This window comes from Clostridium sp. (assembly GCF_016650035.1).
In the GTDB taxonomy this organism is placed as follows: Bacteria; Bacillota; Clostridia; order Clostridiales; family Clostridiaceae; genus Clostridium_AD.
This window is the reverse complement of record NZ_JAENWM010000100.1, coordinates 1-13,089: the sequence shown is the minus strand read 5'-3', so window position 1 is coordinate 13,089 and position 13,089 is coordinate 1. Positions and strand designations below refer to the sequence as shown.

Here is a 13,089-nt window from a genome sequence, read left to right as displayed (position 1 = left end):
TCTTTTAAAGCATGAGTTCTTCCGTTACCTGCTTGTACCAATTCTCCAGTATATCCTGGGAAAAGTGCATCACCGTTTAATTTAACCCTAGGTTCTATCGCTTCCTTTACAGGACATAGACGAACCTTATCACCTGGTTTTGCAATATGTAAATCTGCCTCAGTAATATGCTCATCCTGCATAACAAAGTCTAAAGCCTCTTTTTTATTAATTGTTAAAATACCCTTAGTGTAAAATGTCTTTTCTCCGAAAACTATGTCTTTGACATAAAAGTTTCCTATTTCTAATTTCATACTTGGCACCCCTTTCTAACATCATTTTATTATTTTTGTTTATTGAAGATAAATCAACTTCTTCTAACTTGCAAGAAGTTTCAATGTGAAAACGTTTAATATACTGGAATATTCCATTGACATCATTTTAACACAAACATGATTATAAAGTAAACACGTTTGCATTAAAATATTCAAAATATTTTTATTAATTTATTTGCCTTTATTTTATGCTATAATATTAAAGGCTGATTATTAAATTTATAGGATTGGTGATTTAATTGAATAATAAAGAAATACAAAAAAGAAGAATGATGGGATATTTTCTTGAAGCTACAAAAACAATAATAGAAACGGAGGGTATTTCAGCGGTTACTATTAGAAACGTTGCTAGTATGGCTGGATTTAATAGTTCTACTGTTTATAATTATTTTGAAAACCTTAACCACCTTATTTTTTTTGCTTCCTTAAAATACCTGAAAGATTATGCACAAGCTCTACCTAAATACACTATGAACTCCAAAAACTCTTTTGAGAATTATATTAATATATGGAAATGTTTTAGCTACTACTCATACTTAAGACCTGAAATATACAATCTTATTTTTTTTAGTAGTTTTTCACATTCCATTGTGAACTCTTCATTAAAGACTTATTATTCCATCTTTCCTGAAGAAATAGGGGAAGACCAAAAAAAATTTTTACCCATGATTTTTGAAGATAATATTCATTTAAGAGATTATAACGTATTAGAGGATGCTGCTAATGAAGGTTTCTTTAAAGTGGAAGATTTGCAAGAAATTAATGAAATGAATATACTTATTTATCGGGGCATGTTGTCTAGATTATTAAGTGGGAGAAATGACTATACAGTTGAAGTTGCAGTAAACAAAACCTTAACATATATTAAAAAAACTCTTTCAACCTATAGGGTTGATATTAAATAAAGACAAAAGACTGAGTAGATTAGATTTTACTGAGTCCTTTTATTAATATTCTATTGGAGTAATAATATAGTGCCAGAGATAAGCAGTAATACATAGGTTAGTCGCATAAAGTGCTTTTGTTCTATGACCTTTTGTATTTTATAACCAAGTATTATGGCTATTACAAGTGGTATTAGGAGTATTAGAATTAAAGTTAGGTTATAAGTTGTAAAGTTACCAATAATCACATCTCGCATTAGAAGATACCCATTAATTGCAACAGCTAGTACAACTATACCATAAATAAACATTATTATTCTTTCAGGCAAGATTCCAAGAAGTTGCATACCTATAAGCATACCTATTAACATAAATGCTATTATTTTCATTAGCTCTCTTTTGTTAGTGTATTTTACATATTTTACACCAGTGCTAATGCCTATCACCATGGTTATAACATTAAGTATAACCTTAGAGTCGTTCAGGCCTATCAATACCATAGAAAAGGGCATAGCAAGCAGTGTCCCTGCAAATCCTGTAATAGCTTCTATAATATTGGAGGCAAATACCACTAATATAAATAGTATTTCTCTTATTCCCATTTCCAATATTCAACTCCTTTATTTTAGGCCTAGAGTTTGTTCAATAATATTGGTTTGTATATTTATAATTTCATAATTGTCTAATAATACTTCAACAATCCGCTTATCCAATAATTGAAGCTTTTGTTATTTTCTCATTACCATTTTATTTAAGCATTCATAAACTATAATTCTATATTAATTTCCCACTTCCTCTATATAGAGTAACATTTTTATAAATATGTACTAATCTCTGATTGCTAGTAGTGTAGTAAAGATTTCTAATTGGGAATTTAGAAAAGAGGATGCCTCAAAATGATTAATTTAATCATTTTGAGACATCCCCTTTAAAATTCACAATTATTGGTCCTAGACACAATCCCGTAGATTGCAACTATTTATTTTCATTCGCCTAAAGTATTTTATTTAAAAATTCTTTAGTACGTTGCTCTTTAGGAGCAGTAAAAAAGTCTTCTGGTTTTCCCTCTTCTACTATTTTTCCTCCATCCATAAAAATTACCCTATCTGCCACTTCTTTTGCAAAACCCATCTCATGGGTTACGACTACCATAGTCATGCCTTCTTTTGCAAGATCCTTCATTGCTCCTAAAACCTCTCCAACTAGCTCTGGGTCTAAGGAAGAAGTTGGTTCGTCAAAGAGCATTATGTCCGGTTTCATTGCTAATGCTCTTGCTATTGCTACTCTTTGTTTTTGCCCGCCTGATAACTTCGATGGGTACTCGTTTACTTTATCTTGAAGACCTACTTTTTCAATGATTACCTTTGCTCTCTCTAATACTTCTTCTCTAGCCTCATGTTTAACAGTAATCGGAGCCTCAATTACATTTTCAATTACAGTCATATTATGGAACAGATTAAAGTTTTGAAATACCATTCCTACTTTTTCGATTATAGTTCTCACATGCTTTTTATTTTTAACATTTAGCTTTTCACCTTCAATAAAAACTTCTCCCTTATTAGGCCCCTCAAGGTGATTTAAACATCTTAAAAATGTGCTTTTTCCTGAACCAGAAGGGCCTATTATAACTAAAACCTCTCCCTTTTTAACTGTTACATTTAAATCTTCAAATACCATTAGCGATCCAAATTTCTTAGTTAAATTTTTAGTTTCTATCATATACATTCTGCATCACCTCTATTAATATACTGACAGTTTTTTCTCATAATAAGAAAATACTGTAGTAAAAATTGTTGTCATGAAAAGATACAAGCATGCTGTTATAAAAAAAGTTTCCATAGGTCTAAAGCTTGAGGCATACAAAAGCTGTGCTGATCTCATGACTTCCACCATCGCTATAGTAGACACTAAAGATGTATCCTTAAGCATTGTTATAAACTCATTCCCTACAGATGGTATAATTATTTTAAAGGTTTGAGGCAATACTACTCTTTTCATAGTATCAAAATAAGTGAAACCTAATGACTTACAAGCTTCAAACTGCCCTTTGTCTACTGAGAGTATTCCACCTCTTATTATTTCTGCCATGTAAGCTCCTGAATTTAAGCTAAGTCCTAGCAGTGCTGCTTGAAATGCTGTAAACTTAACACCTACAGATGGCAACCCATAATACAGAACAAATAGTTGAAGAAGCATTGGCGTACCTCTAAATAGCCAAGTATAAAATCCCGCTATAATAGACAATAACTTATTTTTAGAAAGTTTTATTATGGCAGTACCCATACCTATTAAAGTTCCAAATATTACTGATATTATAGTTAATTCCATAGTTATTAAACTTCCTTTTAATAACACTGGAAACATTTCCCTTAAAACATTTATATCCATTCTTGTTTCCCCCTAGTATTCCTCTGGAATAAATAACAATTATTAATTGTTATTACCCTAGTATTCCCTAAAGCATCTAACAATTAATAATTTGTGTAATCCTTGTTATTACTTATATGAATCAAATCCAAACCATTTTACTGAAAGTTCAGAAAGAGTTCCATCTGCTTTAAGTTCATCAAGCGCCTTTTGTATTGCTACTCTTAATTCCTCATCTTCCTTCTTAAATCCGATTCCCATAGGCTCTTCACTAATTACGTCCTTTAAAACTTCATACTCACCTGGTTTCTTCGCTACATAATATCCACCAACTTGGGCATCCATAACAACTGCATCTACTCTTTCAGATGATAATTCTTGGAAAGCCTCTGTGATTTTATCATACCTTTTAACTTCTTTTAACCCTTCCATAGCTGTTGCTGCAGTATCTCCTGTAGACCCTAACTGACAAGCTACTACCTTAGCATTTAAATCTTCAATATTTTTAATTGATGTATCCCCTTGTCTTATAGCAATAACTTGCCCACCCATTACATAAGTATCTGAAAAATCTATACTTTCTTTTCTCTCATCCGTAATACTCATACCCGAAATTATAATATTAAATTTTGCTGATGTAAGAGCTAAGATTATTCCATTAAAATCAGTAGAAGTAAATTCTGTTTCCACACCTAATTTTTTTCCTATTTCATCTCCCAAATCAATATCAAAACCTACTAATTCATTTTTAGAATCCCTAAACTCCATTGGAGGATATGAATCATCTAATCCTACGGTTAGTTTACCTGATTTTTGAACTGCTTCTAGAGAATTAAGGTTTTCCGTTTTTGTTCCACATCCTGCAAGTAATGCACCTGCCATAGTAACTGTTAATATAATAGCCATGATTTTTTTCATTTATACCACTCCCCATTTTTTAAATAATAATTATATGAATATTTATACATTTTTATGTATAATATTATTTTTCGTTATTATTTCTTATTTAATTAGTTTTAACTGTAATTATTGATTTATCTAACTTGCTTTTACTTATTATATATCGTTTTATATAATAATGCAATATGTTTTTACTATATTTATTCAATTTTATGTTATATTTATGCACCTAGAATTATGAACACTTGACTAACTAATTGATTTTACTCACTTTTAATAAAAATAATATCAAACTGCAGCTTTGAGTGCGTTGTGGAATCTGGAATAGAGAAAGACTATCCCTAAAACCCATTTTTCTACTTATTCAAAGTTTTAAAGTTTTCCTCATATTTTTTATTTCTATAATACATTATAAAATCCACTAATACCATCAATAAATTTATAAGATACAATATCATTATTATATCTCTGCTGTATAATATTTTGTGAATAATTCCGAATATATATCCCACCATTACTATTATCAAAAATGTTACACTTTTCCCCTTTGTAGAACGTGATCTTATAGACTTATAAATGTTCATTGGCCAAGCTAATCCAAAACAAATTAACATCCCCGCTTCAAAAATACTCAATTAACTCATCCTTCCTTTATTAGCAAATTTTTCTCGATCATAAACACCCTTGGCAAACTTAAAATATATTATTCTCATCTCCATTAGGCATCACCACCTAAATTAATTATACCACTTATTTTTTTTCCGTAAATCCCACTTATTTTGTTTTGGATATAAGAAATAACAAACAATAACTTTACGTTAGCATTGCTATATATTAATGTTGCTTGTCTATTGAGTCCACTCCGTTACCAATTTCTGTAACGGTGTCGTGTCATCAATATTAGGATTTTATTTTTGCATTTTAATTAGATGTTATTGAATTCTACTATACTCATACGACATATCTTTTAAATTTTTTTTTGTCTTTTAGTTTTTTATATAGTTTTTTAGTGATCTCTGGTTGGACTGGATTATTTTTTTACCATTAAATATAATATGGTGTATAAAAAATTAGATCTTATTGTGAAAAAAAATACACAAATAAAAGGTATTAGGTGTTTTTTGTAGAATATACTTTAGATAGAATAGTTAACCTGTTCAAAATACTCAAAGAGATTTCATTATCTTAAAAGAAAGGCAACTATTATATATGTAATTTGATTCCATATAATAAAGGGGGATATTTTATGATATATATAAAACCAATGAAAACCATTAAGTTAGTTTTATGCTCCTTCGGATTACTTATGGGAGCAATATTCCCGATATACGCAAGCTTTTTTATTAGATGGATACCTGATAGGAAATTAGTTTTTTGCATTGGGTGCCTTGTAGCAGGATACATAGTGGGACTTTTTAGTTTTTACATAGTTAAAACTATTTTATTTAAAATAGACCAATATTACAAAGTTACCCTTTTAGGTAAATTAGGTGTGGAGAATATTATTAATGTGGAAAAAAGTAATGATTTAATATTAAACATGGAAAGTGAGTTTAAACAACTGATTAATAATTATTGTTCACTTAAGGAAAGTGAAAGTAAGCATCTGTTTAACCTCTCAATTACTGATTGTTTAACTTCAGTTTATAATCACAGATACCTATATGAATATTTCGAAACAAAGGTTGCTGAAGGAATTAGTATGATGGCTATATTATTTTGTGATATTGACCACTTTAAGCAGGTAAATGATACTTATGGACACATCATAGGTGATTTAGTGCTGCAGGAGGTTGCAAAAATCATCCGTGAATCTACTATAGGGAATGAAGCTATTTTTAGATATGGCGGAGAAGAATTCATAATTTTATTAGACAATTATTCAGATAAAGAAGGTTTTAATACTGCTGAAAAAATCCGATTAAACATCTACAACTCTAATATAATTAAATCGTATTGTAATTTTCAAACTCTTACAATTAGTATTGGAGTGGCAACATATCCATATGACGGAGTAAAAATAGATACTTTAATTAACAAAGCTGATAAAGCTATGTATCAAGTTAAAGAATCTGGAAGGAATCGTTGTAAAGTTTATACTTCTGAACTAAATACGAATTTTAATTAATACTAAAAAGCAACAAAAGTTAAATATAATTTAATATAATCCCTTAAAATAACTGATGTAATTTAATCAGTTATTTTTTATTGTGCAAAAATCAAATCATATGTACGGAACTCGTAGAATAGCTTTAAAAAGAAAAGATATAGCACATTTGCTATACCTTTTTGTAAATATGAGATGATGAACTTTGTGTCCCGTAAATTGCTGGTCTTTTAGTATTCTTTTGTTGTGAAGATTTAGATTTTCTTTCTTCAACAATTTTTTTCATCATTTCCATGCTTTTATTTGAATCATTTTTCATATTTTTACCTACTTTTTTTTTAGTTTTTTAAATTATAAAAGATTTTTCAACTGCTACGTTAAAGTCAATAATTTATTATACCCCAAAAATAGCCCTTAAGTAAATAATAAAAACAACCTCACCTACATAAATACTAGCAGGATTTCACAAAATAGTATCGAATACTTATATGTGACATGAAAAACTTTAGTTATAAAATATATGGAGGTCTGTAAATGGATAAGATAAAGCTCGGAAGAACAAATTTGATGGTGACAAGGAGTGGCTTTGGTGCATTACCGGTGCAGAGAGTTTCTTTTGAGGATGCTAAAAACATTTTAAGAAAAGCTTATGACAATGGAATAAACTTCTTTGATACAGCAAGAGCATATTCCGATAGTGAAGAAAAAATAGGTTATTCCCTTGCGGATGTGAGAAATGATATCATAATTGCAACAAAAAGCCATGCCAAGGATAGGAAAACTTTACTTGAGCATTTGCAGATAAGTCTTTGCAATTTAAAAACAGATTATGTAGATATTCTTCAGTTACACAACCCAGATATTCTCCCTGACCCTGAAGATCCAGAAGGTCTCTATGCAGGCCTGCTTGAAGCTAAGAAAAAAGGACTTGTCCGTTTTATAGGTATTACAAATCATAAAATAAAAAATGCAATGGATGCCGCCGCTTCCGGACTATATGACACTATACAATTCCCATTAAGTTCTTTATCTGCTGACACTGATTTATTGCTAATTGAAGAATGTAAAAAAAGAAATGTAGGACTAATCGCAATGAAGGCTCTTTCTGGAGGTCTAATAACTAATGCTGCCTCAGCCTTTTCATTTCTAAGGCAATTTGATAATGTTGTACCAATATGGGGAATACAAAGAGAAACTGAGTTAGATGAATTTATTTCTTTAGAGAAAAATCCACCACTACTTAATGAATCAATGTGGGCTATCATTAACAAGGACCGTACTGAACTTTCAGGAGATTTTTGTCGTGCTTGTGGATATTGTCTTCCATGCCCTGCTGGAATTGAAATTCCTACAGCTGCCCGTATGTCACTTCTCCTTAGAAGAGCTCCTTATCAAGGATTCTTAGAAGATAGCTTTAAAGAAAAGATGGAACTCATAAATAATTGTATAGATTGTGGACACTGTAAAAATCACTGTCCTTATAAGCTTGATACTCCAAGCCTTTTAAAAAGAGAGCTGAAAAACTATAACGAGTTTTATGCTAAACATAAAAATGCATAATCACAATCAGGCTCTGTGTACAAATTTAAGACATAAACTTCATGAAAATGCTGAGATTTCAGGACATGAAAATAAAACCATGCATATATTAAAAGATTTTATAAGAAACAATACTAAGTTCAATATAACTCAGAAAGATGGATATTTCATTGCGGAAAAAATAACAAATAAAAATGCCATGAACATTGCCTTTAGGGCCGACATGGATGCAATTTCTATGCTAGAAACTACCGATATTAAATATAAATCCAACAATGCCTTGGCAGCTCATAAATGTGGACATGATGGACACTGTGCAATACTTACAGGATTAGCTCTCGAAATAGAGGAAAATCCAATAGATAATAAGAATATTTTTTTAATATTCCAACCTTCTGAAGAAGTGGGGGCAGGTGCTAGAAAAATAGTTGAAGATGATTTTTTAAAGAAAAATAAAATTGATGAAATATATTCACTCCATAACATTCCTGGTTATGAACTAGGGACAATTCTTTATAAAAGAAATGTCTTTGCTTGTGCATCAAAAGGAATTATAATCGCTTTAGAAGGAAAGCCATCTCATGCAGCTTACCCTGAGTATGGTATAAACCCATCATATGCCGCTGCTGATATTATTAATTTTTTAAAAGATAGTACTAAACCCAGTCTATTCAAAGGAATGGTTCTTTGCACTATCGTAAATATCGATATTGGAAAAAGGGCCTTTGGAACCGCTGCAAGTTTAGGTGAAATTATGTTAACAGTACGGGGAGAAAATGAAGATGATTTAATGAAACTTCAAAGCCATATATTAAAATTCGTGGAAGATTGTTGCACCCAACATAAAATAGACTATGAAATAAGTTTTTCTGATGAATTTCCAGAGACAAGAAATCATGATACATGTATTAATAAAATACTGGATGTATGCACTAATAATGATTATAGTTATGAAGAACTTCAATATCCATTTAGGTGGTCTGAAGATTTTGGATATTATTTGAAAAATATAAAGGGTGCAATGATTGGACTCGGTGATGGCAAATCACACCCCCAGCTTCATACTATTGATTATGATTTCCCAGATAGTATTATTAAAACCGGTGTAGATATTTTTTATAGCATAGCAAAATCAGAATAAAAGTATCCTTCCTATAGGTACCATTATACTTAACCACTTATAATTAGCACTTAAAAGTTCTTTGCAAATCCCCATCATGATATTTCCTTTGATAATGCATCTTGAAGTAAATCTATATTACCACCAAGCACAGAAATGTCACCATATTGTTTTTCAATAGAAGCCCGCGTAAATATAAATGCGGTATCATATTTTGAATCATCTAATTTTCCATCAGACTGTGAATCACGAAATGCAAAGTTTACTTCGTCAAGATTATCAATCATGCAAAATAAAACTAATGCATTTCTACTCATATTGGAATACGTTTCATTATCATGATCGACGATTGGCCACTCAATAATATGTGAAGTATCTTTTCTTGCTTCATAAAACACATTAAGCTTATATGGTTTTTTTTCTGTTACCATTGATATATATTGTTGCTTAAAATAGCTATAAGGAACAGGTAGAGCGTTTACTATAATAGAAACCTTGCTACTATCCCCTAAATATGGTGTTTTATAGTTTGAAATGCCAATTAAATCGTATGCTGGCATACCCACTTTTAAAACAAACCCATAACTAACTGTTCCTCTATCTTTAAAGTTTAATCTTAAGGTATAGATATATTCACCTGCATCTTTTGGTGCAGTCATACCTAAATCTCCACCATTTACAAAAGCTGGTGGTACTGGCTTGTATAATTCTATGGATTTACCGTCTTTATATATAGAAATCTCTTCAATTGAAAAATCATATTTTTTATCCTTTTTTAAGTTCTGTGTGCCAATGACAAATTCTTGACTTGGTTTTACTGAAACAGAGTTATCTAATTTATAATTGAAATTTTTAGGATCATCTGAGTCAGCCTCAATATTTTCACCTTTATATTTCCAAGAATAGGTACCCATAAGTGCAACTTTTGCTTCTTGCTCTTCTACATTTATATATATATCAGGTGGAGTGTTTTTTACAGCTCCAACTCCCGCTCCTAAATATAATGCACCAAATATAAGACATCCTAGTAAAATTACTGAGAGAATTATTACCTTTTTTGATTTTCTACTATGGTTCATAATTGCTACTAACCTCTCCTTTAAGCCCTTTTTCTCCTCACACATAGTTACCTGTAATATCCCAGTGGGATATTTATGCTGTGCTACAACAGATATTAATGTATCCCCATAATCTTGTTTTTCTGCCGAACTAATATTTTTGATAACCGCTTCATCACAAGCTAGTTCGCAAGAATTATTAATATCCTTTTTAATAAAATACATAAGTGGGTTAAACCAGTGGATTGATGTAGCTATCATTATTAGCCATTTCACTCCAATATCAAAACGTTTAAGATGTACAATTTCATGAAGCAGAATATTTTTCAGTTGAATTTCATTAAAGTTCATATCTGGAATGATAATACAAGGTCTTATAACTCCAATTAACATTGGGGTATTCAAAAATTGGTTACGTACAATCTTCACATTTTTTCGTCCATTAAGCAAAGTAACTAACATTTCTTTTTCTCTATTAGTAGCTGAAATATTTGATTGTTTTAGATATTTTAAAAATTTAGCATAACCAGTTACGTTAACAGTAAGTGCGATTATTACACCCATAAGCCAAAAGTATATACTATACTGGTTAAATAAATCTTGAAAATTCCTACCATGCTTAGCCTCACTATTATAAACACTATTGGGCACATTTCCCTGAACAGTAGACGCTAAATTTGATTTTAATATATTTGGGTCTGTCCTTTCTATCGATTGAGCGTCCCCATTAGAGGTTGTTACCACTGGCGTTTGATTACCATAAAACAAATCATTCATAATACTTGTTTCAAAAGAAAATGGCAGTGTAAGCCTTAGGAGCACCACAATCCAAATGTAGTATTGTATAGACTTTGAAAGCTTGTATTTTATAAACGGCTTCAATGTAAATATCAAAATTGCAAGAACGCTACCCGATAATGAAAGTGATAGTAATAATTTAACTGTTTCATTCATCACTATCGCCTACCTTAAATAAATTCCGCAGTTCCTCAATATCAGTATCATCAAGTTTTTTACTTCCCAAAAGAGATGCTACAAGTTTTTTTGCACTGCCAGAATATAATCTATTAATTAAATTTTGTGTAGTATATTCATTGTATTCTGCCTCACTAACCAAAGGCTTATAATAGAAAACCTCTTTTTTAGTGGCTAAAACTACACCCTTATCGCAGAGTCTGCGAAGTAATGTTTTTATTGTAGATGTTTCCCACTTACTCGTCAGCTCGAGTGTTCTTCTAATATCTGACATAGGAAGTTCATAGCCTGCTCCCCATAATACACGCATAACTTCAACTTCTGAATTTGTTATTTTAGAAACCAATGTGCTCATATTCATTTCCTCTCTCGGGTTACCCGTGTAACCTTGAATACAGTTTACAGCCGTAACCTTTAGATGTCAATAGGTAATTTATCGTTTACAATGATTTCATAAAGTTATGTAAACAAGAGGCACATTTACTAAATTCAAGTAATGTATTTACATTTTAGTATAGCTTCTGATATAATTTGTGAAAGAAACAAAATGGATAGTTATAAACTGGAGGCAATTATATGAATCGCAAAATGGATATGTTACCAATCTTATCAGGAATACTTACATCATCAATTTTTGGTTTAAGTTTTTTATTTTCTAAGAAAGCACTAAACATTGTAGAACCTTTTACTTTACTATCTTTTCGCTTTCTTGTAGCCTTTTTAATCATGTCCATACTTATCTTCTTCGGAGGTATAAAAATAAATTATAAAGACAAAAACATAAAAAGTCTGCTTGCTCTTGGCCTTACGCAACCAATAATCTATTTCATGTTTGAAACCTTTGGGATTCAGTATTCTTCTTCATCCCAAGCTGGTCTGATGATTGCACTTATTCCTATATTTGTAACCATTTTATCTGCTTACATTCTAAAGGAAACCCCCTCAAAAAAGCAGTGTGGATGTATATTCCTCTCTGTTAGTGGAGTAGTATTCATTGTACTTATGAATGGATCAACCTCTTCTGGAAGTTTACTCGGTGTATTTCTATTACTTGGAGCAGTGCTTTCTGCCGCAGTGTTTAATATCCTGTCAAGGAAGTTCTCTAAAAGGTTCAGCCCTATGGAGCTAACTTACGCCATGATGGCAATGGGCGCAGTGTTTTTCAATCTTGTCTCTATATATAATCATATAAGAGCTAACACATTAACCCAGTATTTCACACCTTTAAAGAATAAAAATTTTCTAATCTCCCTTGCATACTTAGGAGTATTATCTTCTATAATTGCTTTCTTTTTAATTAACTTTACTTTATCTAGAATAGAGGCTTCAAAATCTGCAATTTTTGCTAATTTATCTACTATTGTTTCAATAATCGCTGGAGTTATAGTTCTCCATGAAAGTTTTAAATTATATCACCTTATTGGATCCATGTTAATATTAGTAGGCGTTTGGGGTACAAATTACTTTACATGTAGGGGTGTTCTCCCAATTGAATTATAAAATACTATTCATGTATAAAAAGCTAAAAAAGGGAAGCCAATCGGCTTCCCTTAAAACATTTTAAGAATATTATTGAATTTTTAACTACAGCTACTACAACTAGCACATTCACCTTCTTGTTTATTTCCTAGTTCGATAGAAAAACCATCTAAACCATTTTCCTCACCACATTTTATTACCAAACTTCCAAATTCATCATTAACACTCTTTTTTACCACTAATTTAATATCTCCAAATTTCTCAACATTGTCGTCTTCTTTTTGTTCATCCAGAACAAGATTAAACACAGGGCCACTTCAGCCATTACCTGTTAAATTAATTCTTA

The 13,089-nt window shown here is 30.9% G+C and carries 15 protein-coding genes; 5 read left to right on the top strand and 10 right to left on the bottom strand.

The window, feature by feature from the left end; translation table 11 throughout:
- A partial coding sequence (locus JJD95_RS17460) for a glycine/sarcosine/betaine reductase component B subunit (RefSeq protein WP_291644359.1) occupies window positions 1-293 on the bottom strand: 293 nt, incomplete at its 3' end.
- Between the two features lie 260 nt (window positions 294-553).
- Between JJD95_RS17460 and JJD95_RS17455 the strand changes: the two genes are divergently transcribed.
- Entirely contained in the window at window positions 554-1,219 is a 666-nt protein-coding gene (locus JJD95_RS17455) for a TetR/AcrR family transcriptional regulator (RefSeq protein ID WP_291644357.1), read from the top strand.
- Between the two features lie 50 nt (window positions 1,220-1,269).
- Here JJD95_RS17455 and JJD95_RS17450 read toward each other — a convergent pair whose 3' ends face one another.
- The 5 genes from JJD95_RS17450 to JJD95_RS17430 all read right to left on the bottom strand — a co-directional run bounded on the left by JJD95_RS17450 (window position 1,270) and on the right by JJD95_RS17430 (window position 5,100).
- Window positions 1,270-1,800, bottom strand: a complete 531-nt coding sequence (locus tag JJD95_RS17450) for a sulfite exporter TauE/SafE family protein (RefSeq protein WP_291644361.1) — start codon at window positions 1,798-1,800, stop codon at window positions 1,270-1,272.
- Window positions 1,801-2,191: 391 nt separating this feature from the next.
- Window positions 2,192-2,923: an amino acid ABC transporter ATP-binding protein gene (locus JJD95_RS17445; RefSeq protein ID WP_291644355.1), complete on the bottom strand. Its 732-nt coding sequence runs from the start codon at window positions 2,921-2,923 to the stop codon at window positions 2,192-2,194.
- A 15-nt stretch (window positions 2,924-2,938) separates the two neighbouring features.
- Complete coding sequence (locus JJD95_RS17440; protein ID WP_291644353.1) at window positions 2,939-3,586, bottom strand: amino acid ABC transporter permease; 648 nt, start codon at window positions 3,584-3,586, stop codon at window positions 2,939-2,941.
- A gap of 108 nt (window positions 3,587-3,694) precedes the next feature.
- A complete protein-coding gene (locus JJD95_RS17435) occupies window positions 3,695-4,483 on the bottom strand; it encodes an ABC transporter substrate-binding protein (RefSeq protein WP_291644352.1) in 789 nt (262 codons plus the stop codon).
- 338 nt (window positions 4,484-4,821) lie between these two features.
- The gene (locus JJD95_RS17430; protein WP_291644350.1) at window positions 4,822-5,100 is read right to left on the bottom strand and encodes a hypothetical protein; all 279 of its coding nucleotides are present in this window, start codon (window positions 5,098-5,100) and stop codon (window positions 4,822-4,824) included.
- A gap of 611 nt (window positions 5,101-5,711) precedes the next feature.
- Between JJD95_RS17430 and JJD95_RS17425 the strand changes: the two genes are divergently transcribed.
- Window positions 5,712-6,593, top strand: a complete 882-nt coding sequence (locus JJD95_RS17425; protein WP_291644348.1) for a GGDEF domain-containing protein — start codon at window positions 5,712-5,714, stop codon at window positions 6,591-6,593.
- Between the two features lie 151 nt (window positions 6,594-6,744).
- Here the strand turns inward: JJD95_RS17425 and JJD95_RS17420 are convergent, their stop codons facing one another.
- Complete coding sequence (locus tag JJD95_RS17420; protein WP_291644346.1) at window positions 6,745-6,891, bottom strand: hypothetical protein; 147 nt, start codon at window positions 6,889-6,891, stop codon at window positions 6,745-6,747.
- A 215-nt stretch (window positions 6,892-7,106) separates the two neighbouring features.
- On the opposite strand from JJD95_RS17420, the gene JJD95_RS17415 reads away from it, so the two are divergent.
- Together JJD95_RS17415 and JJD95_RS17410 are read left to right on the top strand one after the other, a co-directional pair.
- Window positions 7,107-8,132: an aldo/keto reductase gene (locus JJD95_RS17415; protein WP_291644344.1), complete on the top strand. Its 1,026-nt coding sequence runs from the start codon at window positions 7,107-7,109 to the stop codon at window positions 8,130-8,132.
- Window positions 8,110-9,252 (top strand): amidohydrolase, encoded by a 1,143-nt coding sequence (locus JJD95_RS17410; protein ID WP_291644341.1) that lies wholly within the window; start codon window positions 8,110-8,112, stop codon window positions 9,250-9,252. The genes JJD95_RS17415 and JJD95_RS17410 overlap by 23 nt, the downstream gene beginning before the upstream one ends.
- Before the next feature lie 74 nt (window positions 9,253-9,326).
- On the opposite strand, the gene JJD95_RS17405 is transcribed toward JJD95_RS17410, so the two are convergent.
- Window positions 9,327-11,243 carry a M56 family metallopeptidase gene (locus JJD95_RS17405; RefSeq protein ID WP_291644339.1) on the bottom strand — a complete coding sequence of 639 codons (1,917 nt, stop codon included), beginning with the start codon at window positions 11,241-11,243 and terminating at the stop codon, window positions 9,327-9,329.
- The gene (locus JJD95_RS17400) at window positions 11,236-11,619 is read right to left on the bottom strand and encodes a BlaI/MecI/CopY family transcriptional regulator (protein WP_291644337.1); all 384 of its coding nucleotides are present in this window, start codon (window positions 11,617-11,619) and stop codon (window positions 11,236-11,238) included. The genes JJD95_RS17405 and JJD95_RS17400 overlap by 8 nt, the downstream gene beginning before the upstream one ends.
- 221 nt (window positions 11,620-11,840) lie before the next feature.
- Between JJD95_RS17400 and JJD95_RS17395 the strand changes: the two genes are divergently transcribed.
- Window positions 11,841-12,764, top strand: a complete 924-nt coding sequence (locus JJD95_RS17395) for a DMT family transporter (protein ID WP_291644335.1) — start codon at window positions 11,841-11,843, stop codon at window positions 12,762-12,764.
- 80 nt (window positions 12,765-12,844) lie between these two features.
- Here JJD95_RS17395 and JJD95_RS17390 read toward each other — a convergent pair whose 3' ends face one another.
- On the bottom strand, window positions 12,845-13,051 hold the full coding sequence (locus JJD95_RS17390) for a hypothetical protein (RefSeq protein WP_291644333.1): 207 nt from the start codon (window positions 13,049-13,051) through the stop codon (window positions 12,845-12,847).
- Window positions 13,052-13,089 lie beyond the last annotated feature (38 nt).

What these genes read in the sequence shown, in the direction of transcription:
- JJD95_RS17435 (WP_291644352.1), bottom strand. Translation starts at nt 4,483, where the DNA reads ATGAAAAAAATCATGGCTATTATATTAACAGTTACTATGGCAGGTGCA.
- JJD95_RS17440 (WP_291644353.1), bottom strand. Translation starts at nt 3,586, where the DNA reads ATGGATATAAATGTTTTAAGGGAAATGTTTCCAGTGTTATTAAAAGGA.
- JJD95_RS17395 (WP_291644335.1), top strand. Translation starts at nt 11,841, where the DNA reads ATGAATCGCAAAATGGATATGTTACCAATCTTATCAGGAATACTTACA.
- JJD95_RS17425 (WP_291644348.1), top strand. Translation starts at nt 5,712, where the DNA reads ATGATATATATAAAACCAATGAAAACCATTAAGTTAGTTTTATGCTCC.
- JJD95_RS17415 (WP_291644344.1), top strand. Translation starts at nt 7,107, where the DNA reads ATGGATAAGATAAAGCTCGGAAGAACAAATTTGATGGTGACAAGGAGT.
- JJD95_RS17405 (WP_291644339.1), bottom strand. Translation starts at nt 11,243, where the DNA reads ATGAATGAAACAGTTAAATTATTACTATCACTTTCATTATCGGGTAGC.
- JJD95_RS17420 (WP_291644346.1), bottom strand. Translation starts at nt 6,891, where the DNA reads ATGAAAAATGATTCAAATAAAAGCATGGAAATGATGAAAAAAATTGTT.
- JJD95_RS17400 (WP_291644337.1), bottom strand. Translation starts at nt 11,619, where the DNA reads ATGAGCACATTGGTTTCTAAAATAACAAATTCAGAAGTTGAAGTTATG.
- JJD95_RS17450 (WP_291644361.1), bottom strand. Translation starts at nt 1,800, where the DNA reads ATGGGAATAAGAGAAATACTATTTATATTAGTGGTATTTGCCTCCAAT.
- JJD95_RS17445 (WP_291644355.1), bottom strand. Translation starts at nt 2,923, where the DNA reads ATGTATATGATAGAAACTAAAAATTTAACTAAGAAATTTGGATCGCTA.
- JJD95_RS17410 (WP_291644341.1), top strand. Translation starts at nt 8,110, where the DNA reads ATGCTAAACATAAAAATGCATAATCACAATCAGGCTCTGTGTACAAAT.